Consider the following 25,471-nt stretch of genomic DNA (forward strand, 5'->3'; position numbering starts at 1 on the left):
CTGGGGAAGGCTGCTCCGTCGAGGACGCGGCCGCGGTGGTGGAGGCGGAACGGGCGCGCGAACTCGTCGTCGTCGGTGGCGGGTGCGTACGCGGCGGCGGGGATGTCGGGGAGGGGCTGGCCGGGTACGGCTTCGTGCATGGGCTCGGTCATCGGGTTTCCCCCGGGCCCGAGTCCGGTCTCTGTGCCGTATGCCTCGAGGATCGTGGCGATGTCCTGCATCGTGACGTCGTGCTTTTCGAAGCGGGCGAACTGCTTTGCGCCCATCAGCAGCGACAGCAGGCCGTCGACGTCGTTGTCGTCGAGCTTTCGGAGGGCCTTCGCGGTCGAGCGGGTGAGTTCGGTGGGGAGTTCGAAGGTGTCCTCGTCGATGGTGAAGGACCAGGTGCGGCCGATCTCCTCGATGCGCTGGGTGCGGGCGGCGTTGACGTCGAAGGGCTGGCTCATGGGTGCTCCATCGGTGCGTTGGGTGCGTTGGTGCAGTCGGGGTCGTGCTGGGTGCCGCGGCTGGTCCACCAGTGCTCGCAGCACGCCGAGTTGAGGAGCGCGGTGACGAGGTCGGTGTACGAGATCCGGCCCGCGGGGCGTGCTGCGCGTTCGGCTCGCACGGCGGCGGCGCGGCGTTCGGCGGCCCGGTCGGTGTGGAGCCAAAGGGCGGTGCCGAGGATTCCGGTAGTGATGCCGAGGATGCAGGCGATTGCCTGGGCGGTCATGAGGTGGTCTCGCGGGTGGCGTGGGTGGTGGGGATATGGGTTGGTTTGCAGTGGCCGGTGTGGCAGTGGGTTTCTCCGTTGGTGATGAGGTGTACGTGGTGTCCGTCGGTGGCGAGTTGGTCGGCGGCGTGGGTGGCGGGGTGGTGGGTCATGGGCGGGCTTTCTGTGTGCGGGCACGCTCGTAGCGTTGGCGGGCGGCGATGAACGCCTCGTTGGTGCCGCCGCGGTCGGGGTGGGCGTCGGCCATCGCCTTCCGCAGCTCCTCCAGGGACGGTGGGGTCGCCTGGTGGGGGATCTCCGGGGGCGTCAGGTGAAGGCGGCGGCGCGTGTAGCCGTGGTAGATCTCTCCGTCGGCCTCGATCCGCTGGCGGTCCACGAAGCCGTTCCGGCCGGTGCAGTACGTGAAGTAGATGCGCGCGGCGGTCTTCTTCGTGATGGGGTGCTGGAGGGTCTGGTAGTTGCCGAGGGGGCCGTCGTCCCAGTTGGCGTCCCAGAGTTCGTAGAGGAACTCGCGTGGTGCCGGTGTGGTCACGGGCGTCTCCGGGGGCAGAGGGCGTTGTCGAGGTCGGCTCGGTGCCGGGCCGCGTCGGGGTCCGGTTTGCGGGGGCGGCCGTTGCTGTGGCGGGTGCCGGCGAAGGTGCCGTCGGGCCACTGTTCGGCGAGGAGTTCGCGGGCGGGGCACCTGTCGCACGGGACGGGCCCGGTCTTGGTGGTCACGGGGTGCGCCAGCGTCGGGGCGGCCAGCGGTCGGGCGGCGTGTTGCCGGCCGGCTCGGTGCGCTTGATGGTGAGGCGTGGCTGCGGGGGTCGCTTGCAGGTGGCGAAGTGGGGCATCATCCGTGCCTCGGCGTGTTCGAGGAGCGGGCGCTCTTTGCTGATGCCGCGGGATTTGAGGCGTCCGGTCCGGTCGGCGTAGACGGCCTGGTTGCCGTCGGGGTGGGGGTCGGCGTCGACGGGCATGAGGTGGCGGTCCTCGGTGGTGGTCCAGCGGATGCGTGCGCCGCAGGTGCCGCATCGGGTGATGCCGTCGCTGCTGAGCATGTCGTTGGGTCTCCTTCGGGTCAGGGGTGGTCGGGGCAGGGGCACCAGGACGCCGGCCGTGGCGGCCGTGGTGCTGGTGTGGGGGGTGGGTGTCGGGTGGGTGGTGGGGGGTCCGGCCGCTGCTGGGCGTGGGTGTCTGCGCAGTGGCACCGTTCGCCGGTGTGCCAGATGACGCCGGCTTCGCAGGCGTCGAGGTTGCAGCCGCCGGGGTCGAGGGCGGGGCCGAGGAGCCAGCCGGCGAGGTCGCGGATGGGCTCGGTGTCGCGGTAGTGGCGCTGGAGGCGCTGCCGGAGCCGTTCGGCCGGGGTGCCGTGGTCGAGCTGGGCGCCGATTTTCAGGGCGAGGGTGCGGGCGGGGTGGGTGGGCAGTGCGCCGAGGAGGTGCTGGACGGGTTGCAGGACGTGGTGGATGCGGGGGGTGATGGTCAGGGGCGGGCCGGTGTACGCGGGGCGGAGCGCGGCCGGGCCGCGTCGGGCTGCGGGGTTTTCCACAGGCTCCGGCCCGTAACTACGGTTGTTTCGCCTGCGGCGGATGGAACCACCGGCCGGCGGCGGTTCATCGGGTGAGTCAAGCGAGCGGTCTTCCTCAGTCGCGAGGGATCCGTCGTCATGATCGCCACCCGATCCGTCTTCAGATGCGGGTACCGGGGCGGGGTCGGGGGTGGGGAGCGGGGGCTGGACCGGCTCTTCGTGGACCTCGTAGGTGTTCATCCCCCGGAGGCCGGCGCGGTGGTGGACGGTGATCCATCCGAGGTCGGCCAGGGACTGGATGATGCGGCCGACGGCGCGTTCGCCGAGCGGACGCCCGGCCTGGCGTCCGGTGCGGTGGCGGAGGATCATGCCGAGGTCGCGGTGGGAGACGGGTATGCGGCGGTCGACGGCGTAGGAGAGGGCGGCGTAGGTACGCAGTTGGACCGGGGTGAGGGCCTCGGGGGCGCGGGTGGGTACCCACGCGCCCGGTTCGCGGCGGTCGGTGCGGCGGATCCGGCGCTTGGCGGTGCGGCCGCGGCCGCCGTCGTACGTCCGCCGGTGGCTGACGAGCTCGATCACGTCGTCATCGGGAGCCGGGCGCATCAGCTGCGTCAGGCTGCGTTCGACGGCCGACCGGGAGAGGCCGAGGAGGACGGCGAGGTAGGCGACGCCGGCCTCGGACCAGCCGTCGCGCTGCGCGAGCCCGCCGATCTTGACGTACACCGACACGGCGGCATGGGAGTAGTGGGAGGAGGTGACCAGCCGCCACGGCACCCGGACACGGGCCACGGAAGGTCACCTCCCTCTCGGTAATCGAACGGACGTACGGGTGGGTGGGTCAGCGGGTGGGCTGGCGGGCGGCGGGGATGGTGAGGGTGATCGCGGACAGGCCGCCGCGCGCACCGTTCGGCGCCGGGCGCCTGTGACGCTTGAGCCACCCGCCGTCCTCCAGCGCGTTGAGCGCGCTGAGGGCCCGCCGGTCGGTGATGCCGGCAGCGCGGGCGAGATGGGCCACCGCGGGCACCCGGCGCGCGGGGATATGGCCGGCCGGGTCGGCGAAGTGGGTCAGCAGGAACGCGACGAGCCGGGCGTAGGGGAGCAGCCCGGCCGGGTGCTGGGGGCTGGACCGGACCGCCCGCTCGAACTGCAGCCGGTCCCAGCCCGCAACGGGCGCCGGCGGCGGTGGTGTGGGCACGGCGCCGGTGCCGGGCACCGGAACGGACACGGGGCGGGCGGTCAGCGGCCGGTGCGGCCGGGCGGCCAGGTCCCGCGGTGATGGTCTGGACATCTCACGACTCCTGTTCGTCGTCGAGCGGGCCGGGGTGGTCCAGCTCGTCAAGGTCCTCGAGGAACCGCTCCACGGCGTCGGCGCCGTGCGCGTAGTGCTCGCACCCGGCCGCGCAGCGGAGCTCGGCGTACGGCTCGCGGACCCAGAAGCGGCCCTTCCGGTGCCAGTCGCCGAGGTCGATGTAAAGGCCGGGGAGGGCGAGGGGTGGCCAGGGGCCGGGCGTGGCGGCCCGCCCCGCGGTACGCGGGGCACCGGGAGCGGGCCGCCCGGTCATCAGCTGTCCTGGCCGTCGCCGGCGTTCTGCGCGGCCGCGCGTTCGGCGGCCTGCTGCCGGGCGTGGTCGGCGCGGGGACCGAGGAGTACGAAATGGAGGGCCATTTCGGCGCGGAGGCCGTACTGGTAGGCCGCCTCGGGGATGGCGCGGGCATCCGCGCCCGCCTCGAACATCTCGCCGGCCTCGCGTTCGCTGACGTAGTCCCGCCCGGCCAGGTCCTCCGCATACTTGCCCGCGGACACCGCGGCGTACAGGGCGTCATAGGCGGCGGTCAGCCGGGGCGTCTTGGCGTAGCGGCCGGTCAGGCCCTCGATCTTCATGTCCTCGTGGGGGAGAGCGCGCCGGCCGTCCTCGTCCGTCTCGAAGCGGACGCGGGCGGGCTGCTGGCCGGTCTGGATCTGCCGGATCGCCCAGGCGGTGCCGGAGGCGTACAGCAGGGCTGCCCGCTCGAAGCCGGCGTGCAGCTCTCGTGCCAGGTCCTCGTGGAGCCGCTGCACGGTCGCCGCCGCCCGGCCGTGGGGCTCGGTGCTGCGGGCAGGGCGCTCGCGTCCGCCGGGGCCGTGTGCGGGTCCCAGGGTGATCCGGCCCTCGTGGGGGTTCCAGGGCCGCCGCCCGCTCTCCGCGACCAGCTCGGCCGCCCGGTGCGCGTGCCGGTACTCCCGGGCCGCCTCAAACAGACCCGCGACCGAACCGGTCAGCGTCTCGAACCACGGCACCGACGCCGGCGTCGTGTTCGCCGCGGCGCTCATCGGGCCACCGCCGACGGCCCATCGGCGGCCTGGCCGCTTTCGGCTGTCTCGGTCGCGCCCCATGTCTCGCATGCGGCGTCGAGCTGGTCGGCCTGGTCCCACGAGTCGCCGATGATCCCGCCGTCCCACGCGGCCGCGCCGCCGTTGAAGAAGTGGCCGGCGCCGATCTCGCGTGCGATGACTTTCTGGGCGGCCTCGACGACCGAGGCCGGGGAGGCGTAGCCGTACACGGGCAGCTCGGTGGGGTACTCGTTTGAGCCGTCGCTCTTCAGCTCGGCGAACTGCCACACCGGGCCGCGGTCGGGCTCGCCCTGGTCGGCCTCGATGCCGGTGTGCCACTCCCAGATCAGCAGCAGACCGTGCGGCCACGGGGTGCCTGACGGAATGTCGTCGGCGGCGATCGTGCCGGACGGGTCGAGGGTGAGCACTGCGTTGAGGTAGCAGTATGTGCCGCGGGTCTCGCCGTCGTCGGTCCAGCACTGGTCGGTGAGCTCCAGCCCGGCGGCGGTGAGCGCGTCGCCGACGGCGGTGATGTAGGGGTCGTGGGGCATCGACGCGGTGCTCATCGGGCCGCTCCCGCAGGGCCGTTGTGGACGACCAGGCCGTCCCGGACGATCGTGAGCCGCTGCGGTCCGGCTTCGTGCCAGAGCTCGTAGAGGGGGTGGTCGGAGGCGGCGGCGGTGAAGTAGCCGGTCATGGCTTCGTCGGCCGGTCCGGAGTAGGAGTGGGCGAGGAGCTGCACGGAGAGCAGCGGGGAGCTGTCGGCGAGTCCGTCGGGGGCCTCGATGGCGTACGTCTCGCCGAACGCCGGCATGATGCTGCCGGCCTGCTCGTACGCGACGTGGACGATGTCTCCGGGCCGTGCCGGGTACCACGGGGCCGAGGCCAAGGCGCGTTCCTCGGCCGTCAGGGCGGTCGGCTCGCCGACGATGTCGCCAGCGCGTGCCGGGTACCGGGGGGCGGAGCGGCGGCGTTGGGCGTCCTCGGCCTGGGCCAGCGGGCTATCGGCGGGGGCGGTGTCGGGGCGGCCGTAGAGGCGGGTGCAGATGTGCAGGGCGACGTCGTGGGCGTCGCCGGCCCACACGTTGCCCTCGGCTCCCTGGTCGTGGGCGGCGCCGGGCGCGCGTCCCCAGATCCGGGCGGCCGGGGTGTGCGGGCCCATTTTCTGCAGGGCCTCAGTGATCACGGCCAGCTCCGCACTGCGGTGCGGCGGGATGGCCGGGGTGGTCGGGTCGGTCACGGGATTCGATCTCCTGTTCGGATGATGGTGGGGGTCGGCGGGCGGGCCGGAGGCTGGTCGCGTCCCGCCCGCCGACGATGTGGGGCGGCTATCGGCTGTTGGTGACGGCCCGCCAGACCCGGACCGCCACGTGCGCGAGGCCCCACAGGACCAGTGCGAGGCCGGCCAGCACGGTGACCAGGCCGACGATGGCCAGGTAGAGCACGGCGGGCGGGATCCAGGACGTCACCACGGCCTCCGGTAACGGCGGTGCGGGCGGGGATGGGGACGGGACGTAGCGCGTGCCGTCCGGTCGTACGCGCGGGCCGGGGCTGGGGGCGGTGGGGTGCGGGTGGTGGGGCGGGGTGCGGTGGCGATCCACCACCGGGCGGTCGCCCACAGCCATGCAGCTCGGACTGTCTGGGCCGTGGCGCGGAGCGTCCGGCCCGGCCGGGGCCGGTCCAGCCAGACGGCCAGGCCGAGGACCAGGACGGTGACGGCGATGGTGGGGCCGAGGACCAGGAGCGTGTCCGCGTGGCCGGTCACCGTGGCCAGGGCCGCTATCGCGATCAGGAGGATCAGCAGGCCCATCACGACGCACCACCCCCGACAACCGTGGCCGGGGCGGCCGGGCGGGCGTGCTCCAGGAACGCGTCGACGTGCGCCAGCGAGGCATCGACCTGGCCGGCCTGGGCCTGCATGGCCGCCCACTCGGCCGCCGGGATCCACCGGAGCGCGCCCAGCATGACGGTCACTCCGTCGACGCTGCGGCGGCCGTCGGCTCGTTCGTCGCCCTCGCCGGGGCGGTAGTCGGAGGCGTCGACCAGGGCGACCGTCAGCTCGATGCCCAGATGCGCGGCCCACGCGCGGGCGTCCGCAATGGTGTAGGGCTGGAGGGCGAGCCTTACCTGGTCGCGGTACACCTCGGGCCGTACGGAGAGCAGCTCGGGCAGACCCGCAGCTGCCGCCCCGGCGAGGATCCGCCGGGCCACCGTCGCGACCAGGCCGGCGTGGCGCTCCATCGCCTCCACCGCGGCCAGCCCCGACGGGATCTCCCCTGGGGTGGGTACGGCCGGGGTGCCGGTCTCCGAGTGAACGCCGCCCCCGGCCGCGAGGCCGGGGGTGTCCTTCTCGGAGGGAACGGCCGCCGCCGCGGCGGGCAGGGCGGGCTCGTCGGCCAGGACCGCACGCGCCCGTTCGGTGTCGTGCGCATCGCCGCCGTGCTGCTCCTGCAGGGCGATCGCCTCCCGGTACTCGGCGCGCACCACGTCGGGGGTGCTGTCGAGGGCTGCGGCGATCTGGTCCCAGGTGGCGCCGCCCGTGAGGGCGTCCAGGATCACGAGCCAGCGGCAGCCCTGCAGGAGGCGGACCAGCTCGGCGGAGGCGGCGAGCGCCGCGAGGGGGTGCGGGAGGCCGTCCAGCTCGCGCCGCGCGAGGTCGGCCGTGCCCTCGGCACCCTCGGCGACCGCCTGGTTCAGTACTCGGGTCCAGGTGCCGCGGGCCAGGCCCCGCTCCCACACCTCGACGAGCTCACGCTCGCCCATCAGCTCCCCGGTCACCACCGGTCACCACCCGCAGCGTCGGCGCGGTCGGCGGCCGCCAGCTGCTCGCCGCGAACGGCGATCGCGAACTTGGCGCACCACTCCGAGCAGACCCAGGTCGGCGGTGGCAGGGTGCCGGCGACGTGTTCCAGGACCCAGCCGATCTCAGGCGGGGCGGCGGCCCCGAGCGGGTCGTACGGTGTGGTCCCGCACTTTGGGGTGGTGCACGTGCCGTCGGGCCGGATGCAGGCCGAACACAGGTCCAGCATCCGGGGGTTGGCCACCCAGGTGCAGCCGCCGGGGCACGCCGCGTCGTCGGTGCAGCCGCACCGGGCGCACACTCCCGTCGTGTCGGGGGTCTCGGCCATGGCGCGCAGCAGCCTGCGGGCATCGCCCCGGCCGGGGTCCAGTTCGAAGTCCTGCGGGAGGGCGGCGATCCGGAGATCGGCGTCGAGCAGCAGCTCGGTGTTGGCGGCGGCCACCAGGCGGTCGGCCTCGCCGGGGCGCAGCTCGGGCGATCCGGCGAGGGCGGCGCGCAGCCGCGCTGTGGCGCTCACGCGGCACCGCCCGTGCCGGTGGCGTGCGTGGTGTCAGTGGTGGTCTGGGTCCAGGCCCGGATCGGGATGCCGCGGACGGTGGCGCGGGCCTCGGTGCGGATCGTGCCGGGGCGGGTGGGGTGCGGCTTGGTGGTGACGGTGGTGTCGACGATGTGGGCGACGTTGCGGACCGCGTCGGCGGACTCGGAGATGTAGATGTCGACCTCGTAGGCGCCGTTGTACTCGTGGTAGGTGACGTCCTTCGGCCAGGAGGTGAGGTCCAGGCCGGCGATCACCGCCTCGATCACTGCGTGGGCCCGCAGCAGCGCATCACGCCGCTGCGTACCGGCGTCGGGCGGCGGCTCGGCAGGGATTTGGGTCTGGGAAGATACGGACACGGTGTACCTCGATCTCTCGTTGCTGGTTGAGGTGTGCCGAGGGGTCGCATGAGGACCGGCCAGGGTCCCGGCGGCCCCGCTTACGTGGTGCGGTTCAGGCGGCTGTCGTACGGGCCGGCGGCCGCTGGGGCGTCGCCGCGCGCTCGGCGGCGAGGCGGGACTGCAGAGGGATCAGGGCGCGGACACGCTGCGCGTCCTCGGCGGACAACGCCGGCGCCGCGTCGACGATCCGGCGGATGTACGCCTCACGCTCGACGCCCGTCACGACGCGCTACTCGACGCGGCCGACGCGCTGAGCTGGGCGTCTTGCTCGAACCGGTCGATGTCCAGATCGAGCACCTGAGCCAACATGCTCCGGAGCTTGGGGCGCGGCACCTGTATGCCGCGCTCGATCCTGCTGAGGGTGGACCGGCTTACCGACGCGCCTTCCGCAGCGCACTTCTCGGCCAGATCTTGCAGTGTCATGCCGCGACGCAGACGCCCCTGCTTCACTGATGTTGCGTGTCCTGACATGACTCGCAACGTATCCGATGGAAAGGCTATGCGCAACAAGTCGCAACACAGAAATCCCGTAGGCTCCGCTCAAGGGGCCCGCCTGGATCGCTCGAAGTTGCGCAAAGTTGCGTTACGATGCGTTTCGCAAGCCCATGAAGGGAGCCCCATGCGGGAGCCGGAACCGTACGAGCGTCTTGACAAGGCGATGAACGAGCGACGCCTGACTCTGCGGATGAACTGGCGCGAGGTTGCCGAGGCTGCGGGAATCTCGTACACGGCGCTACGCGCCATCCGGCGTGGCAAGTACCGGCCTACCGAACTGACCGCACTTCGACTCGACGAAGCCCTGCAGTGGGCCCAGGGCTCTACCTTCACAATCCTCGGCGGAGACGACCTTCCCTCGGGGGAGGATGAGGAGCAAGGCGACGAGGAACTGACCGAGGAGCTGGAACTGGCGCAACGCCTGCTCGCAGCCACGATTCGCGAAATGAACCTGTCGCCAGAGGAAGCGGATGCGGTGTGGCGGCGCGTCCGGCCCGAAATCGTCGCTACCCACCGGTCCACCAAGGGCGACGGCAGCGAGAAGCCGCGCAATCAGCGCACCGGCTAGTCCGTGAGCTGTGAGAGTGGTCCCTGTCGCCACAGCTACAGGGAGGGGTGCAGATGACGCAACCGCATGAGCGTCTCGACGCAGCAATGAATTTGCGGCGACTAGAGCTTCGGATGAACTGGCGGGAAGTTGCCACCACAGCAGGCATCTCTTACGAGGCGCTCCGCGCCACCCGTCGCGGCGACTATCGGCCCACCGAGCTGACGGCGCGCCGCCTCGATGGCGCGTTGCAGTGGACCCACGGCTCCACCCTCGCGACCCTCAACGGCGGCACACCGACCCCGATTGAGGGCGATGCCGAACAGCTTCCCGCCCTGACCGCGGAGTTGGAGGTACTGCGACGCCTCCTCGCAGCAACGATCCGCGAGATGAACCTGACGCCAGCCGAGGCGGATGAGGTGTGGCGGCGGGTGCGGCCGGAAATCGAGGCTGCCCATCGCTCGGTCGAGGGTGATAGCGGTGGAAAGCCGCACAGTCAGCGCACCGGATAGTTACATTCCGGTCACGAATGTTTGAAAATTGTGCATGCGTGATGAGTTCCCTACGGAGAGTGGTCATCTGTCGTCACAGACACCACAGACTCCGAAGAGGAGACACAGGTGGCCCAGATAGCCCAGGTAGGTCAGATCGTCGCGGCCGTCGCAGGCGGCGCACTGCTCGCGATCGCAGCGATGGTCACCATCAAGCTGCACCGGGTCGAACGCGACGCCGAGCAGCGGCGCAGAATCGATACCGCCGTACAAGTCGTCCTCGACGGAGTCGAGACGCACAGACACAGACGGAGCCTCGACCGGCCGCCCGACCCCGTCGAGGTGCGCACGAAGGCTCACCTCCGGCTACTCGTCGAGAAGCGCCGGCCGATCCGGCGGCGGTCAGGAGCGTCGCCGGTGGGTCGGGGGTGACGGCGGCAGGGTCCGCCGCCATTCGATCCGCTCCGCAATCGGCTGACTCGCCCCCGTCCTCGGGCTGCGCAGGAGACACGGCCGCCCCAGGTAACCGGGGCCGAGGATGAGACTCGCCGTCTCCCGCCGGGCGGTGATGGGCGCCTGATGCCACGACTCCCAGATATCCACCCCCGGCCGCACGATGCTCAGCACTGCGGCAGGCACGGCGAGTTGCCGCTCCCGCGCCTCCAAATCGACGACTTCCGCTTCCTTGGCATCGAGAGAGCTGGCCAGCAGCCGCACCTCGGCCAGCGTCGCCCCCGTGGCACCGCGCAGCTCGTCCCGCTCCGCGCGGGCCCGGGCGAGCCGGACTCGTATGTCGCGCACCGCGGCATCGTCCCTGCCGGGCGCAGACAGCACCTCGTAGATGTCCGCCCGGGCCAGGTACGCCATCAGGACGCCCGGGGCGGACCGGTCGCCGATGATCAGGTCGTCGACCGGCTGCTTCTGGATCCTCCGGCCGCAGGAGGTACAGCGATACACGGGCTTGCGGCCGGGGACGCCGAGCGGGCCGAGGTTCTTCTCGCAGCCGCCGCACCACAGGCTGGAGGTCAGCGGATGCTTCACCCCGCCGTAGGCGGTGGCGCGCGAGGGGTCGGTCATCCGGTGATAGACGGCCCAGAAGCGCTCCTCGCTGACGATGCCGTCCCATACCCCCTGGTAGACCGCGCCCTTGTAGTACCGCAGCCCTGCGTACGAGTGCCTGACCGCCATGAACCGCAACTGCCCCCGGGTGAACCGCTTACCCTTCCCATTGCGGTAGCCCAGCTCGAAGATGCGCCTCTCGACGGCGGCCAGCGTGTGGCCGGCCTCCAGCATCTCGAACAGGGTCCGCGGTATCTCGGACCGCTCCTCATCCTCAACCCAGGTGATCAGCTTGCCCGTGGCCGCGTCGTACACCGGCTTCAGCCCGCACGGCGCTTCACCGTGCGGGCGCCCCCGGGCCGCTTCCTTCGGTGCCGTGCGGGACACCCGCTTGTGGGTCTTATAGCTCTCGTACTCGGAGTCGACGGCGTCGTCGATCAGCGCTTTCCGGTCGCGGCCGTTGGCGGGGTCGTACAGCCGCTCGTGCGTAGTGACCCAGATCCGGACGCGCTTCTGCTCGCACAGCTCGATGAACGACACCCATTCGCCGACCTGGCGCGAGCCGCGGGAGGACTCCCAGAGCATCAGGATGTCAGCGCCGAAGTCGCTCGCCCGGCCCGTCGGTCCGGTCTTGAGGTCGGCGACCAGCTGGTCGAAGTCGCCGCGAGCCCGCCGCGCGTACCGGCTGGCGCTCAGACCCTCATCGACGTAGGGCTTCCCCAAGTCCCAGTCCTGGTCTGCAGCAGCGTCGTGATTGTCGAGGCCCTGGTCCTCGATGGAGGTCCCGCCCTTGGCGTCGGACAGCCGGCGGTACTCCCTGGCGCGCAGTCTGTCGGTACTCATGCCGCACAGGTCTACCAGAATTGGGACCTTCAGCGGTACATCTCCGGGCTGATGTACCTCGTCCCCGTCGGCCTGTTCATGACCGCCTACGTCTCGATGCTGGTCGCCCTCGTCAACGAGAACGGCTCCGCGGCGGTCCTGCTGGTTCTGGCGATCGTCGCGGGGCTCGTCACCGTTCCGCTCTCCGTCTGGCTGTGGGTGCGGTTCAGCCTCTCCCCCGCCGTCGCCGTCTTCGAGCGCCAGGGCGCGATCGCGGCCATGCGCCGCTCGTCGAAGCTGGTGAGCGGGAGCTGGTGGCGGGTCCTGGGCGTCACCCTGCTCGCGGGTGTGATCGCGGGAACGGCGAGCTACGCCGTACAGACCCCGCTCAGCTTCATGGCGATGATCCCCGGCCTGGTGGACACCTCGGGACTGGGCTCCGACCCCACGTCCTCGGAGATTCTCTCCGCGATCAGCGGGGTGCTGATCCTGCTCGCGGTGGCCCAGCTGATCGGCCAGCTCATCGTCACCGTGTTCCCGCAGCTCGTGGTCGGCCTGCTCTATGTCGACCAGCGCATCCGTACGGAGAATCTGGCCCCGGCGCTCGCCGACGCCTCGGGGCTCCCGGCCGCGGCACCCGGCCCGCCGCGCTGAAGCCGGGCCCGCGTGGCGCGGCCAGGGCACAGTCGACAGGGCCGTGCCCGCCAGGCGGACTGGCGGGCACGGCCCTGTCGGCTGCGCTGTGGGCGGGCGCGGTGTAGGCGAGCGATGGAGCGGATGCGCCCCGGCGCGCTCAGACGTTGAAGCCCAGCGCCCTCAGCTGCTCACGGCCATCGTCCGTGATCTTGTCCGGGCCCCACGGAGGCATCCAGACCCAGTTGATCTTCAGCTCGTTGACCAGGCCCTCCGTCGCCGACTGCGCCTGGTCCTCGATGACGTCGGTCAGCGGGCAGGCCGCCGAGGTCAGCGTCATGTCCAGCGTGGCGACATTGGAGTCGTCGACGTGGATGCCGTAGATCAGCCCGAGGTTGACGACGTCGATGCCCAGTTCGGGGTCGACGACGTCGTACAGCGCCTCGCGGATCTCCTCCTCGGAAGCCGGCTTGAGCGCGGCCCCTGCGTTCTCGGTCATACCGTCTTCCTCTCGGGGCCGTCGCCCAGGGCCTGGGCGGTCGCGTCCTTCCACGCCATCCAGCTCAGGAGCGCGCACTTCACACGGGCCGGGTACTTGGAGACGCCGGCGAACGCGATCGCGTCCTCCAGCACCTCCTCCATCGCCTCGTCCGGCTCGATCCTGCCTCGGGACTGCATCAGCTCCAGAAACGTGGCCTGGATCTTCTGCGCGTCGGCCAGTTCCCTGCCGACCAGCAGTTCGTTCAGCACGGACGCGCTGGCCTGGCTGATGGAACAGCCCTGGCCCTCGTACGAGACGTCCGCGACGCGCGTTCCGTCGTACTTCACGCGCAGCGTGATCTCGTCGCCACACGTCGGATTGACGTGGTGTACCTCGGCGTCGCCGTCCCGGAGTCCCCGGCCGTGCGGGTTCTTGTAGTGGTCGAGGATGACGTCCTGGTACATCGAATCAAGCTTCACCGGTGCTCCGCTCTACCCGAAGAAGTTACGGACGTGCTCCAGCCCGTCGATCAGCGCGTCGACCTCGCCGGGCGTGGAGTACAGATAGAACGACGCTCGCGTGGTCGCGGGAATTCCGTAGCGGAGGCAGACCGGCCGCGCGCAGTGATGGCCGACGCGGACCGCGATGCCCTGTTCGTCCAGCACCTGGCCCACATCGTGGGGGTGGATGTCACCCAGCGTGAAGGAGATCGCGGCGCCTCGGTCCTCGGCCGTCACCGGTCCGATGATCCGCAGATCCGGGACCTCCAGCAGACGCTTCAGCGCGTACTCGGTGATCGCGTGCTCATGGGCGGCGATCTTCTCCATGCCGATGGCGTTCAGATAGTCCACCGCCGCGCCGAGGCCGACGGCCTGGGCGATCGGGGGCGTACCGGCCTCGAACTTGTGCGGAGCGGGCGCGTAGGTCGAGGAGTGCATCGAGACGGTCTCGATCATCTCGCCGCCGCCGAGGAACGGAGGCAGGTCCTCCAGCAGTTCCTGCCGGCCCCACAGCACGCCGATGCCCGTCGGACCGCACATCTTGTGGCCGGTGAAGGCCACGAAGTCGGCCTGGAGCGCCTGTACGTCCAGGGGGGCGTGCGGGGCGGCCTGGGAGGCGTCGAGCAGGACCAGCGCGCCGACCTGCTGGGCGCGGCGCACGATCGCCTCGACCGGGTTGATCGTGCCGAGGATGTTGGAGACCAGCACAAAGGAGACGATCTTCGTCTTCTCGGTGATGATCTCCTCGATGTTGGAGAGATCGAGATGACCGTCGTCGGTCAGCCCGAACCACTTCAGCTTCGCTCCCGTGCGCTGCGCGAGCAGCTGCCACGGAACGATGTTGGAGTGGTGCTCCATCTCGGTGATGACGATCTCGGTGTCGTGGTCGACGCGGTAGGGCTCGTCGGCCCAGCCGAGCATGTTCGCGACCAGGTTCAGCGACTCGGAGGCGTTCTTGGTGAAGATCACTTCGTCGCGGCTGGGCGCGTTGATGAACTCGGCCACCTTGGTGCGGGCGCCCTCGTAGGCCGCGGTGGCCTCTTCCGCGAGGACGTGGACCCCGCGGTGGACGTTCGCGTGGTGCTGTTCGTAGTACTCGCTCAGCGCGTCGATGACCTGGCGGGGCCGCTGGGAGCTGGCCGCGCTGTCCAGATAGACGAGCTTCCTGTCTCCGTGGATCACCCGGTCCAGGATCGGGAAGTCCTTGCGGATCGCCTCGGTGTCGAGGAGGCCGGGCAGCCCCTGTCGGGCGTCAGTCACGCGGATACGCCACCCTTCACATACGCCTCGTAGCCCTCGGCCTCCAGCTTGTCCGCCAGCTCCGGGCCGCCGGACTCGGCGATCCGGCCGCCCGCGAAGACATGCACCCGGTCGGGCTTGATGTAACGGAGAATGCGCGTGTAGTGCGTGATCAGCAGGGTGCCGACCTCGCCGCGCTCACGGACGCGGTTGACGCCTTCGGAGACGACGCGCAGCGCGTCGACGTCGAGACCGGAGTCCGTCTCGTCGAGGATCGCGATCTTGGGCTTGAGCAGTTCGAGCTGGAGGATCTCGTGGCGCTTCTTCTCTCCGCCGGAGAAGCCCTCGTTGACATTGCGCTCGGCGAAGGCGGGGTCCATGCTCAGGCGCTCCATGGTCTCCCTGACCTCCTTCACCCAGGTGCGCAGCTTGGGGGCCTCGCCGCGGATCGCGGTGGCGGAGGTGCGCAGGAAGTTGGAGACGGAGACGCCGGGGACCTCGACCGGGTACTGCATGGCGAGGAAGAGGCCGGCGCGGGCGCGCTCGTCGACGGTCATCTCCAGGACGTCCTCGCCGTCGAGGGTGACCTGGCCGCCGGTGACCGTGTACTTGGGGTGTCCGGCCAGCGAGTACGCGAGGGTGGACTTGCCTGAGCCGTTGGGGCCCATGATGGCGTGGGTCTCGCCCTGCTTCACGGTCAGGTCGACGCCCTTGAGGATCTCACGGGGGCCGGCCTCGGCTTCGACGGAGACGTGCAGGTCGCGGATTTCAAGCGTTGCCATGGGTAGCTCAGGACTCCTGGGTGACGGAGACGAGCACATCGTCCCCTTCGATCTTTACGGGGTATACGGGGACGGGGCGCGTCGCGGGCAGCCCGGAGGGCTTGCCGGTGCGGAGGTCGAAGCTGGACCCGTGGAGCCAGCATTCGATCTGGCAGTCCTCCACCTCTCCCTCGGACAGCGAGACGTTCGCGTGCGAGCAGATGTCGTGGATCGCGAACACTTCGCCCTCGGTGCGGACGACGGAGACGGGCGTGCCGTCGAGTTCGACACGCTTGGGGGTGTCGTCCTCCAGCTCGCTCAGCCCGCAGGCACGGACGAAACTCATGCGACCGACGCCTCCAGCTCTTCCTCGATCTTGGCGAGCAGGCGCTCCTCGACGTCCGGGAGGCCGATCTGCTGGACCAGTTCGGCGAAGAAGCCGCGCACGACGAGTCGGCGGGCGTCCTGCTCGGGGATGCCGCGGGCCATCAGGTAGAAGAGCTGCTCGTCGTCGAAGCGGCCGGTGGCCGAGGCGTGGCCGGCGCCGACGATCTCGCCGGTCTCGATCTCCAGGTTGGGCACGGAGTCGACTCGGGCCCCGTCGGTGAGGACGAGGTTCCGGTTCATCTCGTAGGTGTCGGTGCCCTCGGCGTTGACCCGGATCAGCACGTCGCCGATCCACACCGCGTGCGCGCCGTCGCCCTGGAGCGCGCCCTTGTAGACGGCATTGGACTTGTTGTGCGGCGCGTTGTGGTCGACGAGGAGGCGGTGCTCCTGGTGCTGGCCCTTGTCGGTGAAGTAGAGGCCGAACAGCTCGGCCTCGCCGCCGGTGGCCGCGTACGCGACGCGGGGGTGCAGCCGTACCAGATCGCCGCCGAAGGTGACGACGACGGACTTGAAGGAGGCGTCGCGGCCGACGAGGGCGTTGTGCTGGGCGACGTGGACGGCCTTGTCGTCCCAGTCCTGGACGGAGACGACGGTCAGCCTGGCGCCGTCGCCGAGGAGGTAGTCGACGTTGGAGGCGAGCACGGCGTCGCCGGTGTGGTCGATGACCACGACGGCCTCGGCGAACGCGCCCAGCTCGATGACCTGGTGGCCGAAGGCGACGCCGCCCTCGCCGTGCACGGCGATCCGGATCGGCTCGGTGAGGACCGTCTCCTTGGGGACGGTGACGACCGACGCCTGCTCGAAGGCGGAGTACGCCTGTGCGGCGACCCGGTCCACGGGGACGCCGGCCTTGCCGAGGCGGGCGTCGTCGCGGCCGACGGTCTCGACGGTGACGCTCTCGGGGGCGTCCACGACCACCTTGACGCCGCCGGCGGCGACGGCGGTGCCGTCGTGGAGACCGGCGAGCCGTTCCAGCGGAGTGAAGCGCCACTCCTCCTCGCGGCCGTGGGGCACCGGGAAGTCCGCCACGTCGAACGAGGGGGGCGCACTCATACGCGTGGCGACGGTCGACTCGGCGGCCACCGCGATCGAGCCGGCGGTGGTGGATCCCACCGGGATGTTCTGAGCCTCAGCCATGGCTGTCGTCGTGCTCTCTCTCTGCCTCTGGTTCACAAAAGTCGCTCACTGCCGGGGCGGGCACTCGTCGTGCCCGCCCCACCGAAGACGCCGGGGCGCCGGGATACCGGGTGCCGGGGTGCTATCCGACCGAGCCCTCCATCTGCAGCTCGATCAGCCGGTTGAGCTCCAGCGCGTACTCCATCGGCAGTTCCTTGGCGATCGGCTCGACGAAGCCCCGCACGATCATCGCCATGGCCTCGAACTCGGTCATGCCGCGGCTCATCAGATAGAAGAGCTGGTCCTCGGAGACCTTGGAGACGGTCGCCTCATGGCCCATGGAGACGTCGTCCTCGCGGACGTCGACGTACGGGTAGGTGTCCGAACGGGAGACCGTGTCGACCAGGAGCGCGTCGCACAGAACGTTGGACTTGGCTCCCGGCGCGCCCTCGCCGATCTCGATGAGACCGCGGTAGGAGGTGCGGCCGCCGCCTCGCGCCACCGACTTGGAGACGATGTTCGAGGAGGTGTTGGGGGCCATGTGGACCATCTTGGCGCCGGCGTCCTGGTGCTGGCCCTGGCCCGCGAAGGCGATGGACAGGGTCTCGCCCTTGGCGTGCTCGCCCATGAGGTAGACGGCCGGGTACTTCATGGTGACCTTGGAGCCGATGTTGCCGTCGACCCACTCCATGGTCGCGCCCTCGTAGGCCACGGCCCGCTTGGTGACCAGGTTGTAGACGTTGTTCGACCAGTTCTGGATCGTCGTGTAGCGGCAGCGGCCGCCCTTCTTGACGATGATCTCGACGACCGCGCTGTGCAGCGAGTCGGAGGAGTAGATGGGTGCGGTGCAGCCCTCGACGTAGTGGACGTACGCGTCCTCGTCGACGATGATCAGCGTCCGCTCGAACTGCCCCATGTTCTCCGTGTTGATACGGAAGTACGCCTGGAGCGGGATGTCGACGTGGACGCCCTTGGGCACGTAGATGAACGACCCGCCGGACCAGACCGCGGTGTTCAGCGACGCGAACTTGTTGTCGCCGACCGGGATGACCGTGCCGAAGTACTCCTGGAAGAGCTCCGGGTGCTCCTTCAGCGCGGTGTCGGTGTCGAGGAAGATGACGCCCTGCTCCTCCAGGTCCTCGCGGATCTGGTGGTAGACGACCTCGGACTCGTACTGCGCGGCGACACCGGCGACGAGGCGCTGCTTCTCCGCCTCGGGGATGCCGAGCTTGTCGTACGTGTTCTTGATGTCCTCGGGCAGGTCCTCCCAGGACGCCGCCTGCTTCTCCGTGGAGCGCACGAAGTACTTGATGTTGTCGAAGTCGATCCCCGACAGGTCCGAGCCCCAGCTCGGCATCGGCTTCCTGTCGAAGAGCCGCAGACCCTTCAGGCGCAGCTTCAGCATCCACTCCGGCTCGTTCTTCTTTGCCGAGATGTCACGGACGACAGCCTCGGAGAGGCCGCGCTTCGCCGCCGCGCCGGCCGCGTCGGAGTCGGCCCAGCCGAATTCGTACGTGCCCAGACCCTCGAGTTCGGGGTGGGCAGTCTCCGTGGGGAGAGTCATGCGGGGTTCCTCCCGGCCTTGCTGGCAGATGCTGATGGTGGGGTGGTCTGTGGGGTGCCGCGCGCCGGCCGGGGGCCGTGCGGCGACTCGCCGCGCGGGTCCTGTTCCGCGCGCGGGACGAACGTCGTGCACACCTCGTCACCGTGGGCGATGGTGGCCAGACGCTGCACATGGGTCCCGAGCACACGGGAGAAGAACTCCGTCTCCGCCTCGCACAGCTGCGGGAACTGCTCGGCGACGTGGGCGACCGGGCAGTGGTGCTGGCAGAGCTGCTCGCCCGGCCGGTGGCCGGGGGCGCTCCGCGCCGTAGCAGCGTACCCGTCGGCGCTGAGGGCCTTCGCCAGGGCTTCGGTGCGCTCCTCGGGGGCCGCGGCCTCGACGGCCCGGCGGTAGGGCTCGGCCTGGGTCTCCATGCGGTCGCGCGCGAAGGCGGCGACCGCCGCGTCCCCGGCCGCTCCGCCACCGGCGCTGCGCTCGATCCAGCGGAGCGCGTCGGCGGCCAGCGAGTCGTACGACTGGTCGAAGGCGTCCCGGCCGTAGTCGGTCAGGGCGAACACCTTGGCGGGCCTGCCGCGGGTGCGTGCCCCGTAGATCCGCTTCTCGCGGGCCTCGACGATCTTCTCGGCCAGGAGGGTGTCCAGATGGCGGCGGACCGCCGCCTGGGTGAGCCCGAGCCTGGCCGCGAGATCGGCCACCGTGGACGGGCCGTGGTTCAGCACGGACCGCGCGACCCGGTTGCGCGTCGAGTGATCTGCGCGCACTCGTGCCGCGAGTTCCTCCCGTGGAGCCTCGCCGACGTTTTTCACAACACCATTGTTGCGTAATTCCTCGGGACGTGACAACCACCGTCCGGTGGGGCGTCCGGTGCGCTTCATCACTTAGGGTCACCTAATAACGGAGCCCGCCCGGCGGCTGCCGGACGGGCCCTGACCAGGTGTTTCATCCGAAGGTCGCCCGAAGGTCACCCGAAGGTCGGCCGCAGGGGGCGGCGAGGGCGGCGATTCCCGTCGCGGGCATGACTCGCGGGGGCCGCGCCGGGGGCCCTCACGCGCCCGCCTAGACTTCCGGCATGCAAAGCGAGTCCGCCGTCCGAATCAGGGGCCTGGTCAAGCGGTACGGGTCCAGGACAGCCGTGGACGGCCTGGATCTCCACGTGCCCCCGGGCCGGGTCACCGCCGTACTCGGCCCCAACGGAGCCGGCAAGACCACCACGATCGAGATCTGCGAGGGCTACCGCCGCGCCGACGCCGGCACGGTCCGGGTCCTCGGCCTCGATCCCGTCTCCGACGCCGGAAAGCTGCGCCCCCGCATCGGCGTGATGCTCCAGTCGGGCGGGATCTACTCCGGCGCCCGCGCCGACGAGATGCTCCGCCACATGGCCGGACTGCACGCGCATCCGCTGGACGTGGACACGCTGATCGAGCGCCTCGGCCTCGGCGGCTGCGGCCGTACGGCCTACCGGCGGCTCTCCGGCGGCCAGCAGCAGCGGCTCGCGCTCGCGCTCGCCGTCGTCGGCCGCCCCGAACTCGTCTTCCTCGACGAGCCCACCGCGGGGCTCGACCCCCAGGCCCGCCGTTCGACCTGGGATCTGGTGCGCGAACTGCGCGCGGACGGTGTCTCCACGGTCCTCACCACCCACTTCATGGACGAGGCGGAGGAGCTCGCCGACGACGTCGCCATCATCGACGCCGGACGCGTGATCGCCCAGGGCAGCCCGGAGCAGCTCTGCCGCGGCGGCGCGGAGAACACCCTCCGCTTCCTCGGCCGCCCGGGTCTCGACGTCGGCTCCCTGCTCAAGGCCCTGCCCGACGGCACGGAGGCCGCCGAGCTGACCCCGGGGGCGTACCGCATATCGGGCGAGGTGGGCCCGCAGCTCCTGGCGACGGTGACCTCCTGGTGCGCCCAGCACGGAGTGATGCCGGACGGCATCTCGGTCGAGCGCCACACCCTGGAGGACGTGTTCCTGGAGCTGACCGGCAGGGAGCTGCGCTGATGACCGGAACAGCCGCACACCGCCGACGGGGTCCGCGCCGTCCGCCGGGGTGTCCCCGTGAACCGCACCGCCCGGAGACGACCGGCGAGGAGCCGCGCTGATGACTGCCGGTACGTACACGCCCAGACCGGGGGCCGCGCCCCTGGGGCGCATGATCGCGGCGCAGGCCGTGTTCGAGACGAGAATGCTGCTGCGTAACGGTGAGCAGCTGCTGCTCACCGTCGTCATCCCCTCGCTGCTGCTCGTCCTGTTCTCGACCGTCGACATCGTCGACTTCCCCGGCACCGGGACCGGCTCGGGCGAGGCGGTCGACTTCCTCGCGCCGGGGGTGCTCGCCCTCGCCGTGATGTCCACCGCCTTCACGGGACAGGCCATCGCGACCGGTTTCGAACGCCGGTACGGGGTGCTCAAGCGGCTCGGCGCGTCCCCGCTTCCCCGCTGGGCCCTGATGTGCGCCAAGACGCTCTCCGTCCTGGCGACCGAGATCCTTCAGGTCCTCCTGCTGGCCGCCATCGCGTTCGGGCTCGGCTGGTCACCGCAGGGCGGCTCGCTCTCGGTGCTCTCCGTACTGCTGCTGCTCGTCCTCGGCACCGCCGCCTTCAGCGGACTCGGGCTGCTCATGGCCGGAACGCTCCGCGCCGAGGCGACGCTCGCCGCCGCCAACCTGGTCTTTCTGCTGCTCCTGGTCGGCGGCGGGGTCATCGTGCCCCTGGACCGGTTCCCGGACGGCGTCGCGTCGGTGCTCTCGCTGCTGCCGATCTCCGCGCTCTCGGAGGGGCTGCGGGACGTTCTCCAGCACGGCGCCTCGATGCCCTGGGGCGAACTCGGCGTGCTCACCGTCTGGGCGGTGCTCGGGCTGGGCCTGGCGGCGCGCTTCTTCCGCTGGGAGTGACCGCCGCCGCTCCACAGCCGCTCCGCTTCGCGGTTGACGCGCGCGTCCCCCATTGGGTGTGGATCACGACCGCCGTCTTCCATAGGTACTGACCCACGCGCCAGTATGAGCCTGCCAAGATCAGCGCGTGGGAGGCCACCATGGAGCGGACCGCCGCAATGCGATTGGACGCGGAGTGGGCGAAGGTCAGAGCCGGCCGGGCCGGGCTGCCGCCGGGCGAGCGGGTGCGACTGCTGACGGACCTCATCGCCGCGCTCACCCCGCACGCCGAGGACGATCTCTCGTTCTCCGCCAGACTCAGCCTCCGGTACGCCGATCTCGCCCGGCACCACTTCGACGCCGGCCGGCGCGCGAACGCGCTCACCGCCGCCCATGAGGCGGTACGGCGCTGTGCCGAACCGGCCCGGCACGATCCGGAGCACGCCCGCTGGTACGCCGAGGCGCTCACCAGCCAGGCCGTCTATCTGGCCCAGCCGCTCAGCGACGAGCTGGGGCTGCCGCTGTACGCGTTCCGGTCGAACGGCGACCGGCCCTGCCCGGCCGACCGCTCCGACGGGCTCGCGGCGCTGGCGGCGACCCGCCGCGCCATCGAGGTCTGGGAGCGGCTGGACGGATCGGACCCGCGGAACCGGGAGGGTCTGGCGCAGTCCTACGCCTACCTGGGCGACCGGCTCGAGGAGCTGGGGGATCCGGTGGAGGCCGCGGCCTGGGCCGTACGGGCGGAGCGCCGGTTCCAGGAAGCGGGGCCGGGCACGGGAGGGCGCGAGGCGCTGCACTCGGCGGTGCTGGAACACCTCGGCGACCAGTTGCAGCGCCGGCTGCGCCACTGCTCCTTCGCGGACGGACTGACCCGGCTGCGCGCCGAGGGACTGCTGCCGGAGAGGCTGCTGCCGCTCGCGGTGGTGGCCGCGCGTATCGAGGGCGTGGAGCCGGAGGAGATCGCCCGCGGGCTGCGGCTGGACGCGGCGGAGGTACGGCGGATTCTGCGGGCGCGGTCCTGGCGCGCGGTGTGGCGGTTCGACACACGGGACGCGGAGGGCTCCCCCTGGACCCCGATGGCCTTTCCCTGGCGCGGTATGGACGCGGTCACCGACCGCAGCGCGGCGGCGGTCGCCGAGGACCTCACCGACGCCTTTCTGAACGCGCCCGACCGGCCGCCGGAGCCGGTGCACTGGCGCGTCGCCGTGTGGTGGGAGGAGGAGGGCCACCTGGACCGCTCGCGGTTCCGGCGTACCCATGTTCCTCAGTCCGGCGCCCCTGTCGCCCGAGCCGGTGCCGGCGTTCCCGACCCGGTCCCGCGCGCCGGCTCATCCGCACGCAAGGACATCGCACCGGCGCCGGCACCCGCACCGGGCAAAGTCACACCCCCCTCGTGAAAACTTGCACAAGGCCCGCCCTACGATTGAGTCCGTGCAGACTCCACTTGCCCTCGTCGCCAAGCGCTGGACGCCCGCTCCGGGAATCCTCCGGCGCGCCGCCCTCTCCGCCGTCGTGATGAGCGTGATCATCATCGTCACGGGAGGCGCGGTCCGGCTCACCGGCTCCGGCCTCGGCTGCGACACCTGGCCCAAGTGCACGGACGACAGCCTCTTCGCCACACCCGAGCAGGGGCTGCACGGGGCGATCGAGTTCGGCAACCGGATGCTGACGTACGTCCTGTCGGCGGCCGTCGGCTGGACCATCATCGCGGCGCGCGCCACCAAGCCGCTGCGGCGTTCACTGACCCGGCTCGGCTGGGCCCAGTTCTGGATCGTGGTGAGCAACGCCGTCCTGGGCGGCATCACCGTGTGGGCGGGGCTCAACCCGTGGACGGTCGCGGGTCACTTCCTCGCCGCCAACGCGCTTCTCACGGTCACCGTGGTCACCTGGCACCGGGCGGGCGAGGGCGACGCCACGCCACGGCCGCGCGTTCCGCGTCCGGTCCGCAAACTGTCCTGGGCGATCGTGATCGCCGCCGGACTCGTCATCGTCCTGGGCACCGCCGTGACCGGCTCGGGCAAGCACGCGGGCGACAGCAGCGATGTGCCGCGGATGCCGTGGGACTGGGTCGGTGCCGCGCAGATCCACTCCGTCTCCGCGTGGGTGGTGTGCGCGCTGGCGGTCGCGATGTGGCTGGTGCTGCGGGTGGTCGACGCTCCGGCCGACGTGCGTGCGCGCTCCCGCGATCTGCTGGTCGTGCTGCTGGCGCAGGGGGGTGTGGGCTATCTGCAGTACTTCACCGGCGTTCCGGAGATCCTGGTCGGCCTGCATATGCTCGGCTCCGCCCTGATGTGGGTCGCGGTCGTGCGGCTGGCGCTGAGCATGCGCGAGCGCCCGTCGGCGTCGCCGGAGATCCCCGCCCAGAGCGACCCCGCGCTGACCCGGGTCTGATCCGGGCCCGGAGTCCGGTCGGTGCCGTGCGCTCCGGCCGGGCTCGGGTCCCGCCGACCGCAGGGCCCGGACCGCCTCCGGCCTACCTTCAGATGTACCCCGGCCGCGCGAACGCGCCGGGCCCCGAACCCGTGCGGCCGAGTGCCCTGTGCCCCATCGCGTTGTGCGGGTTCCCCGTGTGCCGGGGGTCCGGGAGCCCGTACACCCGGCGGGCGTTGCCCGCCGCGATCATTCCGGCGACCCGGTCCGCGTCGGTACGGGACCACGCGCCGTCGCCGACCCAGCCGCCCAGGACCCGGACGAGCGCCTCGTGGAAGACCCGCGCGCCCACCACATGCAGTTCGGGCAGCCCGCGCGCGCCGCTGGAGTACAGCACCTTCCCGAAAGGCGCGAGTTCCAGGATCTCCGCCAGCACGGCCGCGGCCCGCGCGCCCGTATGGGCGAGCGCGGGCCCCAGGTCGGCGTACACATGCGGGAAGACGCTCGCCAGCAGGGCCGACTGCCGGTGGTGCGGATAGCCCTTCAGCAGCACCAGGTCGGTGCCGAGCCCGGCGGTCGCGGCGGCGAATCCCGCCAGCGGCGCCGGGTCCTCGACGCCGAGATGGAGCTGGAGCGGCCGTCCCGAGCCGACCGCGATCCACAGCAGATGCCGGACCAGGACCGGATCGGTGAGTTCGGCGCCGACCGGCCGTCCGGCCAGCCATCGGCCGACGGCCCCGCGGACCTCGCCGGGGCCCGGCGGCTCGGGATCCAGGGCGATCCCTCGGCGTACCGCCCGCAGCGAGGCGAAGGCGACGGCGGACGCGGCGGCCCCCTGGACGGCCTCGGCGAGGTTCGCGAGAAAGCCCTCGACCGTGCCGGAGGTGTCGGCCACCTGCTCGGCGAGGAGTTCGAGGCGCACGATCTCGTGCGCCTCGGCCGCGCCCGCCGCCGCGATCTCGCGCGGTCCGGTGAGATCTCCCGGCAGCCCGGTGTCCACGAGATAGGTGGAGATCCCGCTCCCCCGCAGCAGCCTTCTGCCGGTCTCCAGCACCCCCAGCTCCCGGCGCCGCGCCAGATAGAGCGCGGGCGGACAGTGCGGTTCCAGGCCGAGGAGGGGCGGGCACCAGCGGCGTACCGCGAAACCCGTCTGGGTGTCGAAGAAGGTGGTGCCCGGCGCGGGCGGCCCGCCCGTACGGCCCAAATACGCCTCGAAGGTGCCGAGCCCCAGCTCCGTACGGAGCACTCCGTGGCAGTACTGGTCCACGAGGGACGGGGTGTCGATCATCCGGGCTCCCGGTCGTGGGCTGTGATTCCGCGTCGCCGACGGGTTTCGCGGTTCCACAGACCTAACGGGTGACACCCCGGTGAGGTGTTGGTCAGCCGTTGGACGGGCCACCGAGTTGGATACCGGCCATGCGGGTCCACTCGTACGGACCGGTGCGGACCTTGGCCGCGAAGTCGCCGTCGAAGGACTCGTGGAGCGTCAGGCCGGCCTTCTCGGCCGCCGCGGCGGCGATGTCGTGGCTGGGCGCGACCAGGTCGCCCCAGCCGCCGTCCTCGCCGACGAGCACGATGCGGGTGCCCATCTGGCCCAGATACGCGAGCTGTCCCTCGGCGCCGCCGTGGGCCTTGGAGAAGGCGGTGATCTCACGGGCCAGCTTGGCGGTCCGGCGGGCCGCGCGCTTGTCGTCCGCCCGCCCGGTGTCCGCTTGCCGGTCGTCTGCCTGCTTGGTGTCTGCCATGAGCGTGATGCTACTTACGGGTACCGGCCCGTGGCCATGGCGGGTGATCGTGGCGTCGGCCACTGGAGGGTCCACACCCCATCAACCGCGGCAACGCGGAAATCGCCGGGCCCGCCGCCCGGACGTGC

General features: G+C 71.3%; 37 protein-coding genes and 1 pseudogene. 7 read left to right on the plus strand and 31 right to left on the minus strand.

Going from position 1 to position 25,471, the window contains the following annotated elements:
• Positions 1–161: 161 nt before the first annotated feature.
• The 19 genes and pseudogenes from ACWEFL_RS15855 to ACWEFL_RS15945 form a co-directional block, all read right to left on the minus strand.
• Positions 162–446: pseudogene (locus tag ACWEFL_RS15855) on the minus strand (hypothetical protein); the annotation flags it as partial.
• Complete coding sequence (locus ACWEFL_RS15860; RefSeq protein WP_451712245.1) at positions 443–712, minus strand: hypothetical protein; 270 nt, start codon at positions 710–712, stop codon at positions 443–445. The gene ACWEFL_RS15860 and the pseudogene ACWEFL_RS15855, both read right to left, overlap by 4 nt.
• Positions 709–864 (minus strand): hypothetical protein, encoded by a 156-nt coding sequence (locus tag ACWEFL_RS15865; RefSeq protein WP_451712247.1) that lies wholly within the window; start codon positions 862–864, stop codon positions 709–711. The genes ACWEFL_RS15860 and ACWEFL_RS15865 overlap by 4 nt, the downstream gene beginning before the upstream one ends.
• A complete protein-coding gene (locus ACWEFL_RS15870) occupies positions 861–1,244 on the minus strand; it encodes a hypothetical protein (RefSeq protein ID WP_451712250.1) in 384 nt (127 codons plus the stop codon). The genes ACWEFL_RS15865 and ACWEFL_RS15870 overlap by 4 nt, the downstream gene beginning before the upstream one ends.
• Positions 1,241–1,429, minus strand: coding sequence for a hypothetical protein (locus tag ACWEFL_RS15875; RefSeq protein ID WP_451712252.1), 189 nt, complete (start codon positions 1,427–1,429; stop codon positions 1,241–1,243). The genes ACWEFL_RS15870 and ACWEFL_RS15875 overlap by 4 nt, the downstream gene beginning before the upstream one ends.
• A complete protein-coding gene (locus tag ACWEFL_RS15880; protein WP_451712254.1) occupies positions 1,426–1,752 on the minus strand; it encodes a hypothetical protein in 327 nt (108 codons plus the stop codon). The genes ACWEFL_RS15875 and ACWEFL_RS15880 overlap by 4 nt, the downstream gene beginning before the upstream one ends.
• A gap of 20 nt (positions 1,753–1,772) precedes the next feature.
• Positions 1,773–3,011 carry a hypothetical protein gene (locus ACWEFL_RS15885; RefSeq protein ID WP_451712255.1) on the minus strand — a complete coding sequence of 413 codons (1,239 nt, stop codon included), beginning with the start codon at positions 3,009–3,011 and terminating at the stop codon, positions 1,773–1,775.
• Positions 3,012–3,060: 49 nt separating this feature from the next.
• Complete coding sequence (locus ACWEFL_RS15890) at positions 3,061–3,510, minus strand: hypothetical protein (protein ID WP_451712258.1); 450 nt, start codon at positions 3,508–3,510, stop codon at positions 3,061–3,063.
• Position 3,511: 1 nt separating this feature from the next.
• Complete coding sequence (locus ACWEFL_RS15895) at positions 3,512–3,784, minus strand: hypothetical protein (RefSeq protein ID WP_451712260.1); 273 nt, start codon at positions 3,782–3,784, stop codon at positions 3,512–3,514.
• Positions 3,784–4,533 carry a hypothetical protein gene (locus ACWEFL_RS15900; RefSeq protein WP_451712263.1) on the minus strand — a complete coding sequence of 250 codons (750 nt, stop codon included), beginning with the start codon at positions 4,531–4,533 and terminating at the stop codon, positions 3,784–3,786. Before ACWEFL_RS15900 ends, ACWEFL_RS15895 begins: the two co-directional genes overlap by 1 nt.
• Positions 4,530–5,099: a hypothetical protein gene (locus tag ACWEFL_RS15905; RefSeq protein ID WP_451712266.1), complete on the minus strand. Its 570-nt coding sequence runs from the start codon at positions 5,097–5,099 to the stop codon at positions 4,530–4,532. The genes ACWEFL_RS15900 and ACWEFL_RS15905 overlap by 4 nt, the downstream gene beginning before the upstream one ends.
• On the minus strand, positions 5,096–5,773 hold the full coding sequence (locus ACWEFL_RS15910) for a hypothetical protein (RefSeq protein WP_451712268.1): 678 nt from the start codon (positions 5,771–5,773) through the stop codon (positions 5,096–5,098). Before ACWEFL_RS15910 ends, ACWEFL_RS15905 begins: the two co-directional genes overlap by 4 nt.
• Before the next feature lie 88 nt (positions 5,774–5,861).
• Positions 5,862–6,002 carry a hypothetical protein gene (locus ACWEFL_RS15915; protein ID WP_451712270.1) on the minus strand — a complete coding sequence of 47 codons (141 nt, stop codon included), beginning with the start codon at positions 6,000–6,002 and terminating at the stop codon, positions 5,862–5,864.
• Complete coding sequence (locus ACWEFL_RS15920) at positions 5,999–6,343, minus strand: hypothetical protein (protein ID WP_451712273.1); 345 nt, start codon at positions 6,341–6,343, stop codon at positions 5,999–6,001. Before ACWEFL_RS15920 ends, ACWEFL_RS15915 begins: the two co-directional genes overlap by 4 nt.
• A complete protein-coding gene (locus ACWEFL_RS15925; protein ID WP_451712275.1) occupies positions 6,343–7,311 on the minus strand; it encodes a hypothetical protein in 969 nt (322 codons plus the stop codon). The genes ACWEFL_RS15920 and ACWEFL_RS15925 overlap by 1 nt, the downstream gene beginning before the upstream one ends.
• Positions 7,308–7,850: a hypothetical protein gene (locus ACWEFL_RS15930; RefSeq protein ID WP_451712278.1), complete on the minus strand. Its 543-nt coding sequence runs from the start codon at positions 7,848–7,850 to the stop codon at positions 7,308–7,310. The genes ACWEFL_RS15925 and ACWEFL_RS15930 overlap by 4 nt, the downstream gene beginning before the upstream one ends.
• Positions 7,847–8,227 (minus strand): hypothetical protein, encoded by a 381-nt coding sequence (locus tag ACWEFL_RS15935; protein ID WP_451712281.1) that lies wholly within the window; start codon positions 8,225–8,227, stop codon positions 7,847–7,849. The genes ACWEFL_RS15930 and ACWEFL_RS15935 overlap by 4 nt, the downstream gene beginning before the upstream one ends.
• A gap of 94 nt (positions 8,228–8,321) precedes the next feature.
• Positions 8,322–8,492, minus strand: a complete 171-nt coding sequence (locus ACWEFL_RS15940; protein ID WP_451712283.1) for a hypothetical protein — start codon at positions 8,490–8,492, stop codon at positions 8,322–8,324.
• A complete protein-coding gene (locus ACWEFL_RS15945; protein WP_451712285.1) occupies positions 8,489–8,740 on the minus strand; it encodes a helix-turn-helix domain-containing protein in 252 nt (83 codons plus the stop codon). The genes ACWEFL_RS15940 and ACWEFL_RS15945 overlap by 4 nt, the downstream gene beginning before the upstream one ends.
• A 148-nt stretch (positions 8,741–8,888) precedes the next feature.
• Here ACWEFL_RS15945 and ACWEFL_RS15950 point away from each other — a divergent pair, with 148 nt between their 5' ends.
• Both ACWEFL_RS15950 and ACWEFL_RS15955 read left to right on the plus strand, forming a co-directional pair.
• Positions 8,889–9,332: a helix-turn-helix domain-containing protein gene (locus tag ACWEFL_RS15950; RefSeq protein WP_451712288.1), complete on the plus strand. Its 444-nt coding sequence runs from the start codon at positions 8,889–8,891 to the stop codon at positions 9,330–9,332.
• Positions 9,333–9,385: 53 nt separating this feature from the next.
• Positions 9,386–9,823, plus strand: a complete 438-nt coding sequence (locus ACWEFL_RS15955) for a hypothetical protein (protein WP_451712291.1) — start codon at positions 9,386–9,388, stop codon at positions 9,821–9,823.
• A 63-nt stretch (positions 9,824–9,886) separates the two neighbouring features.
• Here ACWEFL_RS15955 and ACWEFL_RS15960 read toward each other — a convergent pair whose 3' ends face one another.
• Positions 9,887–10,108, minus strand: coding sequence for a hypothetical protein (locus ACWEFL_RS15960; protein ID WP_451712293.1), 222 nt, complete (start codon positions 10,106–10,108; stop codon positions 9,887–9,889).
• Positions 10,109–10,204: 96 nt separating this feature from the next.
• Complete coding sequence (locus ACWEFL_RS15965) at positions 10,205–11,704, minus strand: recombinase family protein (protein WP_451712295.1); 1,500 nt, start codon at positions 11,702–11,704, stop codon at positions 10,205–10,207.
• A 51-nt stretch (positions 11,705–11,755) separates the two neighbouring features.
• On the opposite strand from ACWEFL_RS15965, the gene ACWEFL_RS15970 reads away from it, so the two are divergent.
• Positions 11,756–12,337 carry a hypothetical protein gene (locus ACWEFL_RS15970; RefSeq protein ID WP_451712298.1) on the plus strand — a complete coding sequence of 194 codons (582 nt, stop codon included), beginning with the start codon at positions 11,756–11,758 and terminating at the stop codon, positions 12,335–12,337.
• 139 nt (positions 12,338–12,476) lie between these two features.
• On the opposite strand, the gene ACWEFL_RS15975 is transcribed toward ACWEFL_RS15970, so the two are convergent.
• The 8 genes from ACWEFL_RS15975 to ACWEFL_RS16010 form a co-directional block, all read right to left on the minus strand.
• Complete coding sequence (locus tag ACWEFL_RS15975; RefSeq protein WP_451712300.1) at positions 12,477–12,815, minus strand: metal-sulfur cluster assembly factor; 339 nt, start codon at positions 12,813–12,815, stop codon at positions 12,477–12,479.
• Positions 12,812–13,276, minus strand: coding sequence for a Fe-S cluster assembly sulfur transfer protein SufU (gene sufU, locus ACWEFL_RS15980; protein ID WP_451712303.1), 465 nt, complete (start codon positions 13,274–13,276; stop codon positions 12,812–12,814). Before sufU ends, ACWEFL_RS15975 begins: the two co-directional genes overlap by 4 nt.
• A 12-nt stretch (positions 13,277–13,288) precedes the next feature.
• The gene (locus tag ACWEFL_RS15985) at positions 13,289–14,557 is read right to left on the minus strand and encodes a cysteine desulfurase (protein ID WP_451712305.1); all 1,269 of its coding nucleotides are present in this window, start codon (positions 14,555–14,557) and stop codon (positions 13,289–13,291) included.
• Positions 14,554–15,318 carry a Fe-S cluster assembly ATPase SufC gene (gene sufC, locus ACWEFL_RS15990; protein ID WP_451712308.1) on the minus strand — a complete coding sequence of 255 codons (765 nt, stop codon included), beginning with the start codon at positions 15,316–15,318 and terminating at the stop codon, positions 14,554–14,556. The genes ACWEFL_RS15985 and sufC overlap by 4 nt, the downstream gene beginning before the upstream one ends.
• A gap of 7 nt (positions 15,319–15,325) precedes the next feature.
• Positions 15,326–15,643: a non-heme iron oxygenase ferredoxin subunit gene (locus ACWEFL_RS15995; RefSeq protein ID WP_451712310.1), complete on the minus strand. Its 318-nt coding sequence runs from the start codon at positions 15,641–15,643 to the stop codon at positions 15,326–15,328.
• On the minus strand, positions 15,640–16,821 hold the full coding sequence (gene sufD, locus ACWEFL_RS16000) for a Fe-S cluster assembly protein SufD (RefSeq protein ID WP_451712312.1): 1,182 nt from the start codon (positions 16,819–16,821) through the stop codon (positions 15,640–15,642). The genes ACWEFL_RS15995 and sufD overlap by 4 nt, the downstream gene beginning before the upstream one ends.
• A 121-nt stretch (positions 16,822–16,942) precedes the next feature.
• Complete coding sequence (gene sufB / locus ACWEFL_RS16005; RefSeq protein ID WP_451712314.1) at positions 16,943–18,364, minus strand: Fe-S cluster assembly protein SufB; 1,422 nt, start codon at positions 18,362–18,364, stop codon at positions 16,943–16,945.
• A complete protein-coding gene (locus tag ACWEFL_RS16010; protein WP_451712316.1) occupies positions 18,361–19,170 on the minus strand; it encodes a helix-turn-helix transcriptional regulator in 810 nt (269 codons plus the stop codon). Before ACWEFL_RS16010 ends, sufB begins: the two co-directional genes overlap by 4 nt.
• 263 nt (positions 19,171–19,433) lie before the next feature.
• On the opposite strand from ACWEFL_RS16010, the gene ACWEFL_RS16015 reads away from it, so the two are divergent.
• The 4 genes from ACWEFL_RS16015 (at position 19,434) to ACWEFL_RS16030 (ending at position 23,619) form a co-directional block, all read left to right on the plus strand.
• The gene (locus ACWEFL_RS16015) at positions 19,434–20,357 is read left to right on the plus strand and encodes an ABC transporter ATP-binding protein (protein ID WP_451712318.1); all 924 of its coding nucleotides are present in this window, start codon (positions 19,434–19,436) and stop codon (positions 20,355–20,357) included.
• Between the two features lie 100 nt (positions 20,358–20,457).
• Complete coding sequence (locus ACWEFL_RS16020; protein ID WP_451712320.1) at positions 20,458–21,249, plus strand: ABC transporter permease; 792 nt, start codon at positions 20,458–20,460, stop codon at positions 21,247–21,249.
• Positions 21,250–21,407: 158 nt separating this feature from the next.
• A complete protein-coding gene (locus ACWEFL_RS16025; protein WP_451712323.1) occupies positions 21,408–22,625 on the plus strand; it encodes a hypothetical protein in 1,218 nt (405 codons plus the stop codon).
• 25 nt (positions 22,626–22,650) lie between these two features.
• The gene (locus ACWEFL_RS16030; RefSeq protein ID WP_451712609.1) at positions 22,651–23,619 is read left to right on the plus strand and encodes a COX15/CtaA family protein; all 969 of its coding nucleotides are present in this window, start codon (positions 22,651–22,653) and stop codon (positions 23,617–23,619) included.
• A gap of 88 nt (positions 23,620–23,707) precedes the next feature.
• On the opposite strand, the gene ACWEFL_RS16035 is transcribed toward ACWEFL_RS16030, so the two are convergent.
• Both ACWEFL_RS16035 and ACWEFL_RS16040 read right to left on the minus strand, forming a co-directional pair.
• Entirely contained in the window at positions 23,708–24,886 is a 1,179-nt protein-coding gene (locus ACWEFL_RS16035) for an amidohydrolase (protein WP_451712326.1), read from the minus strand.
• Positions 24,887–24,977: 91 nt separating this feature from the next.
• Entirely contained in the window at positions 24,978–25,343 is a 366-nt protein-coding gene (locus ACWEFL_RS16040) for a hypothetical protein (protein WP_451712327.1), read from the minus strand.
• Positions 25,344–25,471 lie beyond the last annotated feature (128 nt).

Source organism: Streptomyces sp. NPDC004838, from assembly GCF_053600955.1.